Annotated in this window: 12 protein-coding genes; 6 read left to right on the top strand and 6 right to left on the bottom strand. The window is 36.5% G+C overall.

Annotated features, from left to right (window positions below; all coding sequences use genetic code 11):
* The first annotated feature begins 161 nt into the window (after positions 1 to 161).
* The 6 genes from C1A08_RS09700 (at position 162) to C1A08_RS09675 (ending at position 4,101) form a co-directional block, all read left to right on the top strand.
* Entirely contained in the window at positions 162 to 440 is a 279-nt protein-coding gene (locus C1A08_RS09700; protein ID WP_101573065.1) for a hypothetical protein, read from the top strand.
* Positions 440 to 742, top strand: coding sequence for a hypothetical protein (locus tag C1A08_RS09695; protein ID WP_101573063.1), 303 nt, complete (start codon positions 440 to 442; stop codon positions 740 to 742). Before C1A08_RS09700 ends, C1A08_RS09695 begins: the two co-directional genes overlap by 1 nt.
* 47 nt (positions 743 to 789) lie before the next feature.
* The gene (locus C1A08_RS09690; RefSeq protein ID WP_101573061.1) at positions 790 to 1,209 is read left to right on the top strand and encodes a hypothetical protein; all 420 of its coding nucleotides are present in this window, start codon (positions 790 to 792) and stop codon (positions 1,207 to 1,209) included.
* 333 nt (positions 1,210 to 1,542) lie between these two features.
* Positions 1,543 to 1,599, top strand: coding sequence for a hypothetical protein (locus C1A08_RS13585; RefSeq protein WP_441296449.1), 57 nt, complete (start codon positions 1,543 to 1,545; stop codon positions 1,597 to 1,599).
* Positions 1,600 to 2,182: 583 nt separating this feature from the next.
* A complete protein-coding gene (locus tag C1A08_RS09680; protein WP_101573059.1) occupies positions 2,183 to 2,881 on the top strand; it encodes a hypothetical protein in 699 nt (232 codons plus the stop codon).
* Positions 2,878 to 4,101, top strand: a complete 1,224-nt coding sequence (locus C1A08_RS09675; RefSeq protein WP_101573057.1) for a TIGR04157 family glycosyltransferase — start codon at positions 2,878 to 2,880, stop codon at positions 4,099 to 4,101. The genes C1A08_RS09680 and C1A08_RS09675 overlap by 4 nt, the downstream gene beginning before the upstream one ends.
* A gap of 1,041 nt (positions 4,102 to 5,142) precedes the next feature.
* Here C1A08_RS09675 and C1A08_RS09660 read toward each other — a convergent pair.
* The 6 genes from C1A08_RS09660 to C1A08_RS09630 form a co-directional block, all read right to left on the bottom strand.
* Positions 5,143 to 5,370 (bottom strand): putative signal transducing protein, encoded by a 228-nt coding sequence (locus tag C1A08_RS09660; RefSeq protein ID WP_101573051.1) that lies wholly within the window; start codon positions 5,368 to 5,370, stop codon positions 5,143 to 5,145.
* Positions 5,371 to 5,430: 60 nt separating this feature from the next.
* Positions 5,431 to 7,164, bottom strand: coding sequence for a S41 family peptidase (locus C1A08_RS09655; protein WP_101573048.1), 1,734 nt, complete (start codon positions 7,162 to 7,164; stop codon positions 5,431 to 5,433).
* 2 nt (positions 7,165 to 7,166) lie between these two features.
* Positions 7,167 to 7,763, bottom strand: a complete 597-nt coding sequence (locus tag C1A08_RS09650; protein ID WP_145996561.1) for a hypothetical protein — start codon at positions 7,761 to 7,763, stop codon at positions 7,167 to 7,169.
* 915 nt (positions 7,764 to 8,678) lie between these two features.
* Positions 8,679 to 9,776 (bottom strand): quinone oxidoreductase family protein, encoded by a 1,098-nt coding sequence (locus C1A08_RS09640; RefSeq protein WP_101573044.1) that lies wholly within the window; start codon positions 9,774 to 9,776, stop codon positions 8,679 to 8,681.
* 320 nt (positions 9,777 to 10,096) lie between these two features.
* Positions 10,097 to 10,957: a thiopeptide-type bacteriocin biosynthesis protein gene (locus C1A08_RS09635; RefSeq protein WP_180951564.1), complete on the bottom strand. Its 861-nt coding sequence runs from the start codon at positions 10,955 to 10,957 to the stop codon at positions 10,097 to 10,099.
* A gap of 5 nt (positions 10,958 to 10,962) precedes the next feature.
* A complete protein-coding gene (locus C1A08_RS09630; RefSeq protein WP_101573040.1) occupies positions 10,963 to 13,158 on the bottom strand; it encodes a lantibiotic dehydratase family protein in 2,196 nt (731 codons plus the stop codon).
* Positions 13,159 to 13,164: the final 6 nt, after the last annotated feature.

Here is a 13,164-nt window from a genome sequence, read left to right as displayed (position 1 = left end):
ATATATTTAGGAAAGTATGTAAAAAGCCGATAAAAAGGGATGAAAACCATCAGCATTGTGACTGTCTTTGCACTGTACAAGCCTGTACAGAAAATAGGACAAGAAATTTGTCTCTTTCTATTGCGAGAACCATGTAAAATTTATTACCTATTGTGATAGTTATGGCAAAATCAACTATAAAAATATTGCGTGCGTTTTATCGTGAACAGGATAAGGAGGTGAGCCGTAAGGTCGATCCCGATGTCGATACCCAAACCCTCCTGAAAATATTGAGCGTTCCCAATCCTGTCGTGCGTATTGCCAAACACCGTAAACTAAGTTTTACGACGACCGAAGGCGACGCCATTATAGTCGTGAACCCCGACAATACACGTACCACTATCGGTACGGTCGAAAACAAGGATGTGCTTGTTACTGAGCGCACCGTACCATTTCAGTAATGGGCACAAAAAGGTTGCGGATATTCGCAGGACCCAATGGGTCAGGCAAATCGACCATCTTTCAGGTAGTCAGTAAAAAAGTGCCGTGCCCCCATTATGTCAATGCCGATCTGATCGAGCGAGAACTCCGTACGAAAGGCAAACTCTCTTTCAATGATTTCAACGTATTGGTCTCGGAGGAAGAGTTGAAAAATAGTTTTGCAGCCAGCGGTCTGTTTTACAAAACGGCTAACGGGCAGCAAATTTACGATACAGTGAAAGTCAGTACCGCCAATATGCTGGTCACCCCGTTCCTGTACTGATCGATTCCTATTTTGCTGCTTTTATTGCCGAATTTCTTCGGTTGAAGATGTTGAACATCGTGGAAGCCTTTACCGTGGAAACGGTCATGTCCGACGAGAGCAAACTCGAATACATTCGTCTGGCCCAAAGCATGGGGTATCGGATCTATCTCTATTTCGTATCGACCAAAGACGTAGAAATAAACATAGGTCGTGTGCGTTTCCGCGTCGAAACAGGAGGCCATGACGTACCTGAAGCTAAAATTCGGAAACGATATTATGGTTCTCTCGATAACTTGTATCGAGCTGTAAAACTTGTCGACCGCGCCTATTTTTTCGACAATAGCATTACTGACAATTATGTCAAAACGTTCTTCGCGGAGTATGACGGAACTACTCGACATATTCGTTTTCATGCAGACACTTATCCCGGTTGGTTCGATACCTATGTGCTGAACGGTAGGGACTCAACCGAAAAACACAGATAGACAGCCCTTAGGTTATTTTAATTCCTATGTATTGCCTCAGTCTGCATTTTGGATTAATCTTATTTGGCAAAATATTGCGTTTCCAGTCAATTAAGCGTAAATCGGATCTCAAAATAACATCTTACCGGTCCGATTATCCAGTATGTCGTTCTTAACTAAAGCCGTCATCGACCGGGCGACAGAGATCTGAGATGAAATGTTGTAGCGATGCATGACCTCCGGCAATCAACGCCTTGAGGTGACAAAACTGCTATGTGGTCTGCGTTTTGGTGATGGTTACCATGAGCAGACTTAACTCAATATGACCGTCGTATTTATCCGGGAAAGAACAATATGTCCGATTTTAACATTCATAGGAATCGTCATTATACGATCAACGCGACGATTTAAGGGGGGGGGCGACACGAGGGTTTCTACGATCAAGGCATCACTGGGCAATATCCCGACTCCCTACGATGTCAGCGATAAAATATCAACAATGCTTACCATCTGAATTATAGGTCTACAATACGTACTATCATTACAAGCGATCATCATTTTGTAAACTGATTCATTATGCTCGGACTGAACATGTAGAACATAATGAGAGATACACAAACAAATACAAACGCTTTTTTTGAAAAATATAGAAAATTCACAAAAAAATTGTTTATTCCATTTATTGTGTTTAATTTAGAACACAAATCGTGAATAACGGTCATATATTGTTCTTGTCTGCATGTCTTTAAAAGAATAATGAAGAAATAGCAGATATATAACAATGTGTTTCGAAAAATGACAATTTAATATATTTAAGAATAATCGTTCTTTATTGACCTTTATGATCATTCGATGTAGAGTATTAGTAAAGTAGGAAGAATAGATTTTAGGATCAACTGTTAAAAACATCCTAAATAATAGCGTAGGGGGAGGGTAATCTGAGCTCATGATTTGAGAGAATCATAAAGTGAGTTATGGACGGTGATGCGCTATTATGGAACAAAACTTTTCATTGCTAAATCGTCTGATTCCGCATCTGATCTTGAATTACCATTTCGTACTCAATGCGGGTCTCCTGAATGGGAAAATGGGCGGTGTCGTATTTTTCGGGCAGTATGCCCGATATACAGGTAAGTCTTATTTTCGTGCGTATGCCGAAGAACTGTTAGATGAAGTGTTTGATATGGTGCATGAAAATGTGCCGATCGATTTTGTCAATGGGCTTTGCGGTATCGGTTGGGGAATCGAATACCTGCTTTGTCATTCGCTTATGGATGGGGATGCCGATGAAGTACTCGAAGACATTGATAAAAAAATCATTGAACGGGATCCTCTTTATGTAAGAGACTTGTCCTTGCATACGGGAGTGCAGGGAATTCTGATGTATGTTGCCGCCCGTTTGTCCCATGTCCGTACGAACGATTACCGGCCTTTCCCTTCCGGATACCTCGAACGTTTGCAAAAACGCTTGGCCGGCATTTCTCCTTCTGATCCGGAACTTACGGCCGCATTTAAAGAAATGATCCTTCTGTTCGATGCGGGTATTTCCGGTACGGACGTAGGTTCTATTCCTTTGGCGATAACCGATGAATTTTACGGGACTCTCCCTGTTGATTTCAAAAGCATAACTTCTTACCCAATAGGTATTTACCAAGGGTTGACGGGTGTCGCATTCAAATTGATTCTGCCATGAGGAATATTTATATTTTCAATATGACTTCCCGTAGTATCCATTACGGTATAGGGACCTACATCCGGCAACTGATCCGAAGTGCGCGGTATGCAAGACTGAAAGTACATTATGTATTGATCTCAGACGAAATCAAAGAGTTCGAGGTTCGGGAAAAAGACGGAGTATATCATTTGAACATTCCTTTAACTCCCAGTCACTTGCCCAATTATCTCGTTAAGACAGAAGAGAGTGTCGCCTACCTACTCAGAGAGTATATTGTCGACGACGAGAACAATATATTTCATTTCAATATTATGCGTCAGGAAACCCTGATCGGCCGGATGAAAAAGCAGTATCGGGGAACGTTCATATTGACAGTCCATTATACCGAGTGGAGTTTCGAACTTTTGGGCGACCGGAAAAAATTACGACAAATTCTGAACAAACGCGATGATCAGCAGACTTTCAGGGACAGTTATGTTTTAACTAGTTTTTTTCGGGACAAAAAGGTACTGAACGAACATGCTGACCGGGTTATTGCCATCGCCCGACATTCATACGACGATATTATCGGAATATATGGGACGAACCCTGAAAAGGTGACACTTATCAACAATGCGCTGCCGGATAAATACAAATCCGGTCGAAAACGGAACGAACTACGTTCTCGGTACAGAATAGCTCCGGACGAAAACGTCGTTGTTTTCGCCGGCCGATTGGACGAAGTAAAAGGTATCGCTATTTTGGTCCGGGCTTTCCGGATGTTGTTGGAACGGTATCCGAATTCCCGTCTGATCATTGCCGGAGAAGGAGATTATCAGATGCTGTTTTCTCATGCTTTTAAGGATTGGAGCAAGGTGACGTTCACCGGTTATATCGATCAGAAAACATTGTATGATTTTTATTCCATCGCGGATATGGGCGTCGTTCCGTCCCTGCACGAGGAGTTCGGATACGTAGCCGTGGAAATGATGATGCACGCCCTTCCCGTCATTGTCAATGCGACGACGGGACTAGCCGAGATTGTCGATCACGAAGTCAATGGGTTGCATGTGGTTTTGAAAAGGGGAAAAAAGAATCTGCTACAATCTGCCAAAAAATTGGCATCGGCTCTGGTTCGACTGTCCGAATCGCCCCGACTGAGAACGGATATGGGAAATAAAGCGCGGGAAAAATATTTGTCCTATTACGAGATCCGTCATTTTAACGAACGAATGAGATCATTATACCGAACTTTATAATCAAATATTATGAATCCCAAAGAAGCTAAAGTACACGAATCGCCCGCATATTGGCAGACAGTATGCAAATGTTGGATGTAAAAGAGGAATCGAACTGTAATACCGGAAATTTCGGTATCCTACTTTCTGACCCACTATGCCGAACGGTTCTCCAACGAATCCAACCATAAGTTGCTTGATCGTTATCTGAAGGAATGCTGCAATGATCTTTGCAACAATATAGCTTATTTATACACCTTTTGTTCCGAGTTGGCCAGAGCGAAGGGTTCGTTCCGGCTGATGGGCGAACTCTCTCTGATAGATTTGGATATTTCCGAGATAGAAGCCTAGTATGAGCCGGTTATGTTGCGGTAGATGAAAATGTTCCTCAACTATAATCCTGAGAATTACGATTTCATACACGACTTTTGGTATCGCTTTGCAATACAGAACCGATCCCAATTTCATCGGGAAAATCGTATTATAGCTGAGCAAACATGCGAATCGGGGATTTTCCCGATACGAGATCAGTGAACTAGTTGCTGTACGGTCGGATATATACTTTCTTAGGAATAGGACCGATCGGTTCATGGATGCCTCTTCCCTTTTCAATCGACGGGAAATGAGGGCAAAGCCTATAAAAGCCGTTTTGGGGGAGCAACTTGGAAGTAGCCGTGCCCTGAGGCAGGTCGGAAAACGTTCGGCCGACAAGAGCGAATGCAAAGTCATATTATTCACAACTCATTGGCACGATTCGAAAGAGGACAGCATCAACGATGCCGGACTTTGCCACGGCGGTACGGGATTCGCTATGATATTTAAGTATATGTATGATGTAACAGGAGACGGATGTTTTGCTCCGACGGCCCAATATTGGTCGGGTGTTACGCTCGATTTGGCGGTCTATGAGGTCGGACCTGCCGGATACACGGTTTTACTTTGGAAGTGACGCTGCCTAGGAAACTGTTTTATATGCTGCTCGAAGGAATTGCCAGTATCTGACTGAGGGTGCTATCTTCGCTCGACATGAAACACAAAAGCGAATGAACGAAACAGTTTCTGTTATATAATATAACCTTCTTCTTCCAAAATTTCAATAGCTCGATTCAAATCTTTTGACAAAACCTGGAGTTTTACTCCACCGATTGCAGTAGAATAGGGGCTAACTTGAGCTGTCAATTCATCTTTAGTAAAACATGTGATACCCTCTGCTTCCAACCGGCCTCGAATTATCGCGACTTCATGAGCATAGGTAAACGTCAAAACGGTAATAAATTTATTGTCTTCCATCTTTTTTCCTCCATCGTTTACTTATAACTTATCCTGTAATTGTAATTTAAACATATTATTCTATCTGTTAACAAGCTCAATTGCTTTTTCCAATACTTCGTCCCGCCTTTCCCTAATACCCTGTACAGTAGGCTTTACTTCAACATCAGGTACAATACCGATGCGTTGGGTTTCACTTCCATCAGGGTAATAAACGCCAATTCCGCTAATCCATGTTTCTATCCCTCCCGGAAGATAAAATTTTGACACATTCCCATCTGCTCCTGCCGTTGCAGAACCGACTACCACCGCATTCGGGTGAACTCTGTATGCCATTGTCTGGAATTCTCCCGTACTTTGAGTATTTTCATTTACTAAAATAATAATTTTCCCCTTATAGTAATTTTTATTTTTTCTACCTACATTATAACCTTTCTCAATGGTAAACAATCCGGGTATAGAATAATGCTTTGTCGTTGACTTTAAAAAGAAAGGAGTTTTTGTTGGTAATAAATATTGGCAAAAAAGTAAAACAGGAAAATCACCCGATGTTCCATTCCTAATATCGAGAATTAATCCCTTTGTATTCTTTATCTTTTTCCAAATCTTAGGTATATGTTTGTTCTCCAGCACACTGTAATCAAGGTATGCTATTCCGTCATCAATAAATTCCAAACAAGTATCTTTTTCTTTGGAATATACATGATATAAATCGTGTTTGTCATCCGAAAATACCCTTAAGACTTTATTTTGAGGTTTATTGTCCCGAATAAATTCGACATGGATAATCGAGTCGTTCGTTCTCAACATGTTTTTCGCAAGATTTCTCAATTTTCCGGGATAGTTCGAGGCAGGTGTATATTTTAGGAGACCATCTATAATTTCGGCAACCGAAACATGATTGATTTTTGTTAATACATCGCCTATTTCCATTCCAGTGTCCCGGCCTAAGTTTTCGTTATAAAAACCCGTAACGACAGGTTGGTTTTCAATAAATGTCAGCTCAACCGAAGCACTGAATTTCCCAAAATGATTAGCTAATGAATAATTGTGGTTCAAGGTAATTGCATGCGAATCGTGAATCCGTTCAATTAGTTCCAAAATCGCAAGTGCATATTCCGTTCCATTGTTCGTATTCACGATTTTAGGAACGAACTCTTTCAACACCTCTTTCCAGTCGCACTCGATTAGATTTTTGTAAGGGAAGAAATATTGAATAATGTTCCAATATCTATATAATGCCAATAATCGAAAACCGGCATCAGGATAGAGCATATTCGGATATGGTTCTTCATTTTTAAATTTAGGATTACCAGTAAAATAATATCCGACATAATGGTGCTTTTTATACCTTTTTGAGTTTTTGACTTTTATGAGTAGAGAGGTGAGTTCGTTAGAAAACCCCGAACTTTCTATCCATCCCAAATCGGGCGCCAATTTAATCTCTTTCTTTATAGATATTTCTTTTTTATTTTCAGCAAATTTGCCAAGACCGTTTATCCATTCTATAAAAATTGAATCGCGATGAATATTGTTTTCTGATTTCAAAATTTCAGGAAAGATCTTGAACAGTTCATAGTCCCAGTTATAATTTCCTTTTGCGATATTGGGATGGTAGTATTTCAAAAACCCCCATATCAATCCCAAATTGGTCAAATTCTCGATTTGCATACTATCGAGTTGCTCAATTACTATATTCGAGCTATTCGCAAACTCCAAATAATCACCATGGGCCGTTCCTGATTGTTCTTCGATTCGCCCATGATGACAACTTAGTATAAAAATCATTCCGATTGTGATAATAATTCCTTTCACAATTAAATCGACAATAATGATATTCGTTCAATTTCGACAGATTCCAACTCATTAATATCTTTGCCGTCTATACAAATTCTAACGTCATCGAACCATACTTTGCCTTTTCCCACTAAAATGGCACCCACAGCGAAAGCTTTTGTTTTCCGAGGATTCATTTTTAGCGAGACCTCATATTTTTTCCAATCAGTAGTTCCCTTTATTTTAACCTCTTTAACACCTATTTCCGGATCGATCCTCATCAACAGGCTAGCATAGTCATCCACATTTTCGGATTTTACATATCCAGAAAGAGTAACCCGTTTCCCTTCATAATTGTTATGTATTATCAACCCCAGCACTCCAAATTGAGGTGTTCCTTCATACATCTCGATAGAAGCGGAATATTTTCCGCTTTTTACAATGTTTGAATCTGATGAAAATATATAGTCATAGCCTCCTTTTGTATCCCATCCAACTGGCATTCCATTTTCCACCTGCTCAAAATCCAAATTAAATTTATCATGGGTTGACTTAGGTTGATTTTGCCTCTGACGACAACTCATGATAGATAAGCAAACAGATGCTACTATAATAATTATTCGCTTCATAATGTCCATGATATCAAAATTATTGATTAGTTATAATTTTATTTTAATGGTAAAGATAAAAAATTATTTCTATTTAATTCCTGTTGTGTATTAAGAAAGATAAGGTCTAATTCCTCTGAACTATTCTTCGGTCAATAAAAAATTATTTCCTTTTGCCACCTCGTAGCTTGTATGGTGAGGTTTATTACAAGACCATAAAAGTTATTGATGTTGGATATTATCTATGTATTAAGCTGACTACTAACTGCATAAACATTATGGTGATTTTAGTGTAAGTTACAAAAAAATTGAGAGCCCTGTCGATGGTCGAGGTAAGAATCGACTTTCAGAACCAACATAGCTCCCCGAAATTGAGAGAGCTGTAGTTTCTCGCCCTGTCTTGAACAACAGAGTTTTTGAGTGTTGATTCAGAATGTCAGCTATTTTGTGTGATGCTCGACGGTATGTAAGGAAAAACTGAGCGCGGCGTTACAATTGCCACTGAAGAGGGTTGTTTGCCTGTACAGAGCAGCTACGCAAACGTTTGGTTCAGATGGTGTCTCTGAATTGGAATACTTTATTGTAAATAGTATCCCACTGAAATTTACAAGTTGAACCGGGGCTTTCGCTCGTCAATCTGCAAAAAGAATCATTATTCACTCCCGATAAAGGCCATTACGCCTCACAACAGATTTGCTATTACGGTTATAAAAATACAAGTCAAAAATACAAGACATGCGGTTTATTCTTTGAACGACCTAATTCATAACCTCTATCTCTCGAAGGGTTTGGTTCATGATCCGCCGAAACTATGCGAAAATTTTTGAGGGGTTAAGAACAAGAATTATGGCTAAATTTACGACACCAACGACAATATAACTCATTAACAAACAGCAGATATCAATAACTTAAAAATCTCTATAGCTTATATGTACAGTGGATTATTTAATCATCATACATATACACTATTTTCCCAAAACGCGGTATGCTATGAAAAGACTTTTGTAAAAAAGGAACAATTTCATCTCCGGTATATATCGAATCAATTACAATATCATATTTACCTTTCTCAAAATTATTTAAAGCATCTCGCAAATCATTTTCACAACCAAGGCAATTGCCTATTAACGAAATATTTTTCACGATACATTTAGCTAGTACCCTAAAATAATCATTGTTAGACTGTTTAAATGGCTTATATAATATATCCTGATAATAAAATCCACAAAAAATATATTTACCACCGTATTTTAAAAAGTCTATTAATTGTGTGATGTAAATATCAAAAAAAGGATCAATAATTGCATCAAACTCAATGTCTCTCACCTCCCCTCTTTCTAAGGTTGAATATTGTATAAGTTTATGAATTCCTAAGTCTAATAATTCCTTTTCGAAAAGTTGATTTGAAGATATTGCATAAGTCTTTATCCCATTGCTGACTAATGATCTTATGGCCGATAATGAAGTATTAGAGGTTGCTGCCGTAACTAAAACAGTTGATCCTTTAGTTAGGTTTAATCTCCTTATAATACTATGGGTAGTTTGAGAAGCTATCGTAAATGAAGCAGCGACTTCATCTGGCATAGAGTCAGGAATTTTGATTACCTGATTTTCATTAAAACATTGTATTCGTTGTGATGCGGCACTGGTAGGAATTCCTCCAATTACTCCATTTCCTTTATGCGGATAACAACTATCTGGTATTACCCTGTCTCCGACTTCAATGTTTTTTACATTTTTTCCAATTGCTATTACTTCTGCAACAAATTCAGAACCAAATGGCATATAAATGCATTTATGATTTTCATTCGCCTTTTCACACATCTTATTATAAAGGAGCATGAATGCCTTATCTCTATAATTACACGAAAATGCTTTGATTTTAATCAATACAGAATCTTCAGGCAAATCATTTTTACTATTTAATTCAATGTCATTCAATAAACCAATGGTAATATCTTTACCACACAAGGAAAAATTGAAATATTGGTTTTTAGGTTCGAGTTCTTTGAAATTCAAATTACATATAGCAACTGTTTTCATATTTAGTAAGTTTTGATTGTAAAGACTACAGGATAGATTCACAAAGAATATAGGCTTGTTTGTTTTGCTTCGTTATTGCAAGGTAATTAGAAAACAACAATAAAATCGATGTTCTTTATGTTATGAGCATGTCATATAAACTTCAAATTTAGTTGTCTGAAATTGAAATTTCTGTATTGACATCAACAGTGTATTCTTGATGAGAGAAAAATGCTTTAAACGTAGGCATTGCAGGTGGAAGCATGAAAATAAATGCCGGCGATATTTAGCATAAGACATTTTTTAGTTATTTTTTCATGAATACATATTTTGTGAGTCTATTAAATGTGGATATTGTTTTTTAAAATACAAAACGTCGAATTATAAAATTTGAATAATAAATAATAAATTACACACTCATTTATTCGTTGTTTTGTCCTGAATAATCTATTGATATGCATATGGATTATACTTTTTAAAATGTCCATTCTTTCCGATTGATTATCATTCTTTATTTTTTGCAAGAAAAAATCAGTTTTGTTAAAAAAAATATTCAATTCTTTTATCCATTCGTGTGTCTCCCCATCATCATTTATGAGTTCTTCAATTATCTTTGAATGGTTCCGATATTTAAGTTTTAATTGCTCATTGGTTGCTTTATTATTTGTGCCACACTCAATAGACATGACTTCATAGATCTGGTTGCATAAATCCATTTTATCTTTTAATGATAGCCCACATTTATTTAAAAGTAAATCTATATATTTTATAGTAATCAACCACTTTTCATTCTCCTTTTCAGGATAAGTATTTATATAATCAAGAATCAACTTACTATCATAAAAGAAATACCATTCGGTATCGACCATATATCTGTCCCTGTATCTTTCTATTTCTCTGTTATAAGTGTCGATTATCACGCTTGAAATTAGATGGCTAGCAACGTAATCATTTAATATTTTATTAAAATCCACAAGAACGCCTCCGATATAATCTGTATTTTCGAAATGCAATCGCAGTCTAATATGATAGTTAGTATCTGTATATCTAATAAAAAAGAATTTATCGATTTTGTGCTTTTGAAGTAAAGTTAATAGCAGTGGATATATTTCATAAATTAATATATACTCTATGGTTTTGGGGCCTGAGTATATTTTAAAATATAACCATTCACTCCCACAAATATATGTTCTTTGATTCATGTTTTTCAAGTTTTGTGAAGACATAAAATTAACTCATGTGTAAAACGATTATCCCCTCTTTTAACAAATGGATGTTTTGTGTCGATAAATAAAAATTCTTCTAAAATACAAAACTTTTTTTTCTCGAGGTGATTGATAAATATTTTTACCATATTTTTTTTCGAAAAATCTATCAATAATTTGTTGTCATATTCTACAATTTCAACTAAATTAGGAATTCCTTTACTATTCTTCCATTCAATAAGATTTGCATAATAAACATCAAACGAACTATTGTTTTTTTTCGGTAGATCAACCTGATATATTCTCCATTTGGCAGGTGATAAAATAATGTTTTCAAACGTAACTCGTGGCAAAAAAGGCTTGGTATCAAAATATTGCCCCCAATCAAAATGAAGGCCATGGCTGTTATGATGTTGAATAGCGCAAAGGAAATAATAGATTGGCAACCCATTTGAAAAATTATGAGCAGTAGATAACCTTGGGACTATTTCTTTATCATATTTTTTAGAACGGAGTACTATCTTTTGTCCATTTGGAACGGAAATCATTATGTCATTTACCGGAAGACTTTTAATATTGGAATCTAAAGTATAAGGATTAGATAAATAGGATATTTCAAACTCTCGATAATGTGGATGCATTTGAATATTACCTAATCTGTCTTCCGGTAAATGTGATATTTCAGCTAAAATTTTACCTTCGTAAAACTTTGCTTCATCGTTAGAAACTTCTTTAATAAAATTATTAATTTTTTTGTCAAGATATCCAAATCTAGCCAATAGATTTATTGCTGAAGGACCGGCAAAACTATTTACTAATATGGTCTGTTTAGAATCATCCCCGTTCATATCAATGACCTTAATCATCGTATATAATTGAGCTGGTAATTTATCCAAAACCTTTTTATTGTGCAAAAGCTTCAAGTCATCGTTTGTAATGGTTATTGAATTTGTATTATTCTTAATATGCTCTTCATACTTATTAATTAAAAACCGGGAAACAGCATCGAGGTGCAGTGTAGTATTTTGATTAATTATTGTAGTTTGTAAAACTAAATCATCAATTAATGGATTTACATCGCCTCGTAGTTCTTGCCAATTACCAAATCCCACTCCGACTTGAGGGTCCAACGCTACAACCAACGGTACTTCCTGATTCTCATACCGTTTATAAAATGCCTCTTTGAACGATGAGATATGGCTATTCTCGTTTACAGAAGTTAAATGGCTTAATACATACAATCCTTTCCGGACATCTTCACAAATTTGATTGTTGATTGAGGATTTTGACGGAATGAAACAATCTACATGCAGATAGTTTTTTTTAGGAATTGGAAATAAATCAGATAGTAGACCATTAATATCTTTATATACTTCATATCTTGTTCCTATAGTCATACTATCGAACCGATTTAACAATATAATAATTTTATCAATAAGTTGATTTCTTAATCCTAATTCATTTAATTTATCTCTTAGTTGAGTTAACAAATCGCGTCCTGTGGCAGATGGCTCAAGTTCGCTTATTAATATCTGATTATCAATCAATTCATCTACAAATTCTTTTGCTTCAATAAAAGAAATATCGTCAGAAATAATTTCGCTTGCCAGCTCTTCTATCGTGCAAGGATGTAAAGTAGCTTTTTGAATAATCATATCCAAATAATCCGATAGTTTTGCTTCAGAAAACGAATAGCTCCTCTTGCTATTATTAATATTATATTCAATGTATCTTAATTGATTGTGTATATGATATAAAGTAGTGTTTACATGATATCTCATCTTATTTCTAATACTAGAGTTCTGTTCCATTATCCGGATAAGGTCGCATAAATAATCCATATCTATTCTTGAGTATGTTTTATACTCACTCTCTTGTTCGATTTCAATCCAAGGTGTCCCTTTTTCATTTAATGATATTATTCCACAACCCGCAAATAAGCCAAATGGAGTAGGTCTAGTACAAGCTCTTATAAAAAATTTAACAAAAGACAAAATAACCCTTTCTGTCCTCTTGTTCTTTACATATAGGTCATCATATAGACTTGGAGATGCTATAAGAATGGCTTCACGAAGGGAATCTATAGACATTAAATAGTCTATATCGTCAATATACTTTAAAAAACTTTCAGGGAAGAACGGTGTTCTTAATATTCCTTCTGTATAGAAGTCGTATTTTATCTCATTACCCTCTTTCATTTTATC

The sequence above is a fragment of the Alistipes sp. cv1 genome (assembly GCF_900240235.1).
Classification (GTDB): Bacteria; Bacteroidota; Bacteroidia; order Bacteroidales; family Rikenellaceae; genus Alistipes_A; species Alistipes_A hominis.
Note: the sequence above shows the minus strand (reverse complement) of the source record. Positions and strands in the feature narration are given on the sequence as shown.

Bases quoted from the DNA above. Each gene is read 5' to 3' on its own strand.
- C1A08_RS09700 (WP_101573065.1), top strand. From the start codon at position 162: ATGGCAAAATCAACTATAAAAATATTGCGTGCGTTTTATCGTGAACAG.
- C1A08_RS09695 (WP_101573063.1), top strand. From the start codon at position 440: ATGGGCACAAAAAGGTTGCGGATATTCGCAGGACCCAATGGGTCAGGC.
- C1A08_RS09690 (WP_101573061.1), top strand. From the start codon at position 790: ATGTTGAACATCGTGGAAGCCTTTACCGTGGAAACGGTCATGTCCGAC.
- C1A08_RS09680 (WP_101573059.1), top strand. From the start codon at position 2,183: ATGGAACAAAACTTTTCATTGCTAAATCGTCTGATTCCGCATCTGATC.
- C1A08_RS09675 (WP_101573057.1), top strand. From the start codon at position 2,878: ATGAGGAATATTTATATTTTCAATATGACTTCCCGTAGTATCCATTAC.
- C1A08_RS09660 (WP_101573051.1), bottom strand. From the start codon at position 5,370: ATGGAAGACAATAAATTTATTACCGTTTTGACGTTTACCTATGCTCAT.
- C1A08_RS09650 (WP_145996561.1), bottom strand. From the start codon at position 7,763: ATGGACATTATGAAGCGAATAATTATTATAGTAGCATCTGTTTGCTTA.
- C1A08_RS09640 (WP_101573044.1), bottom strand. From the start codon at position 9,776: ATGAAAACAGTTGCTATATGTAATTTGAATTTCAAAGAACTCGAACCT.
- C1A08_RS09635 (WP_180951564.1), bottom strand. From the start codon at position 10,957: ATGAATCAAAGAACATATATTTGTGGGAGTGAATGGTTATATTTTAAA.
- C1A08_RS09630 (WP_101573040.1), bottom strand. From the start codon at position 13,158: ATGAAAGAGGGTAATGAGATAAAATACGACTTCTATACAGAAGGAATA.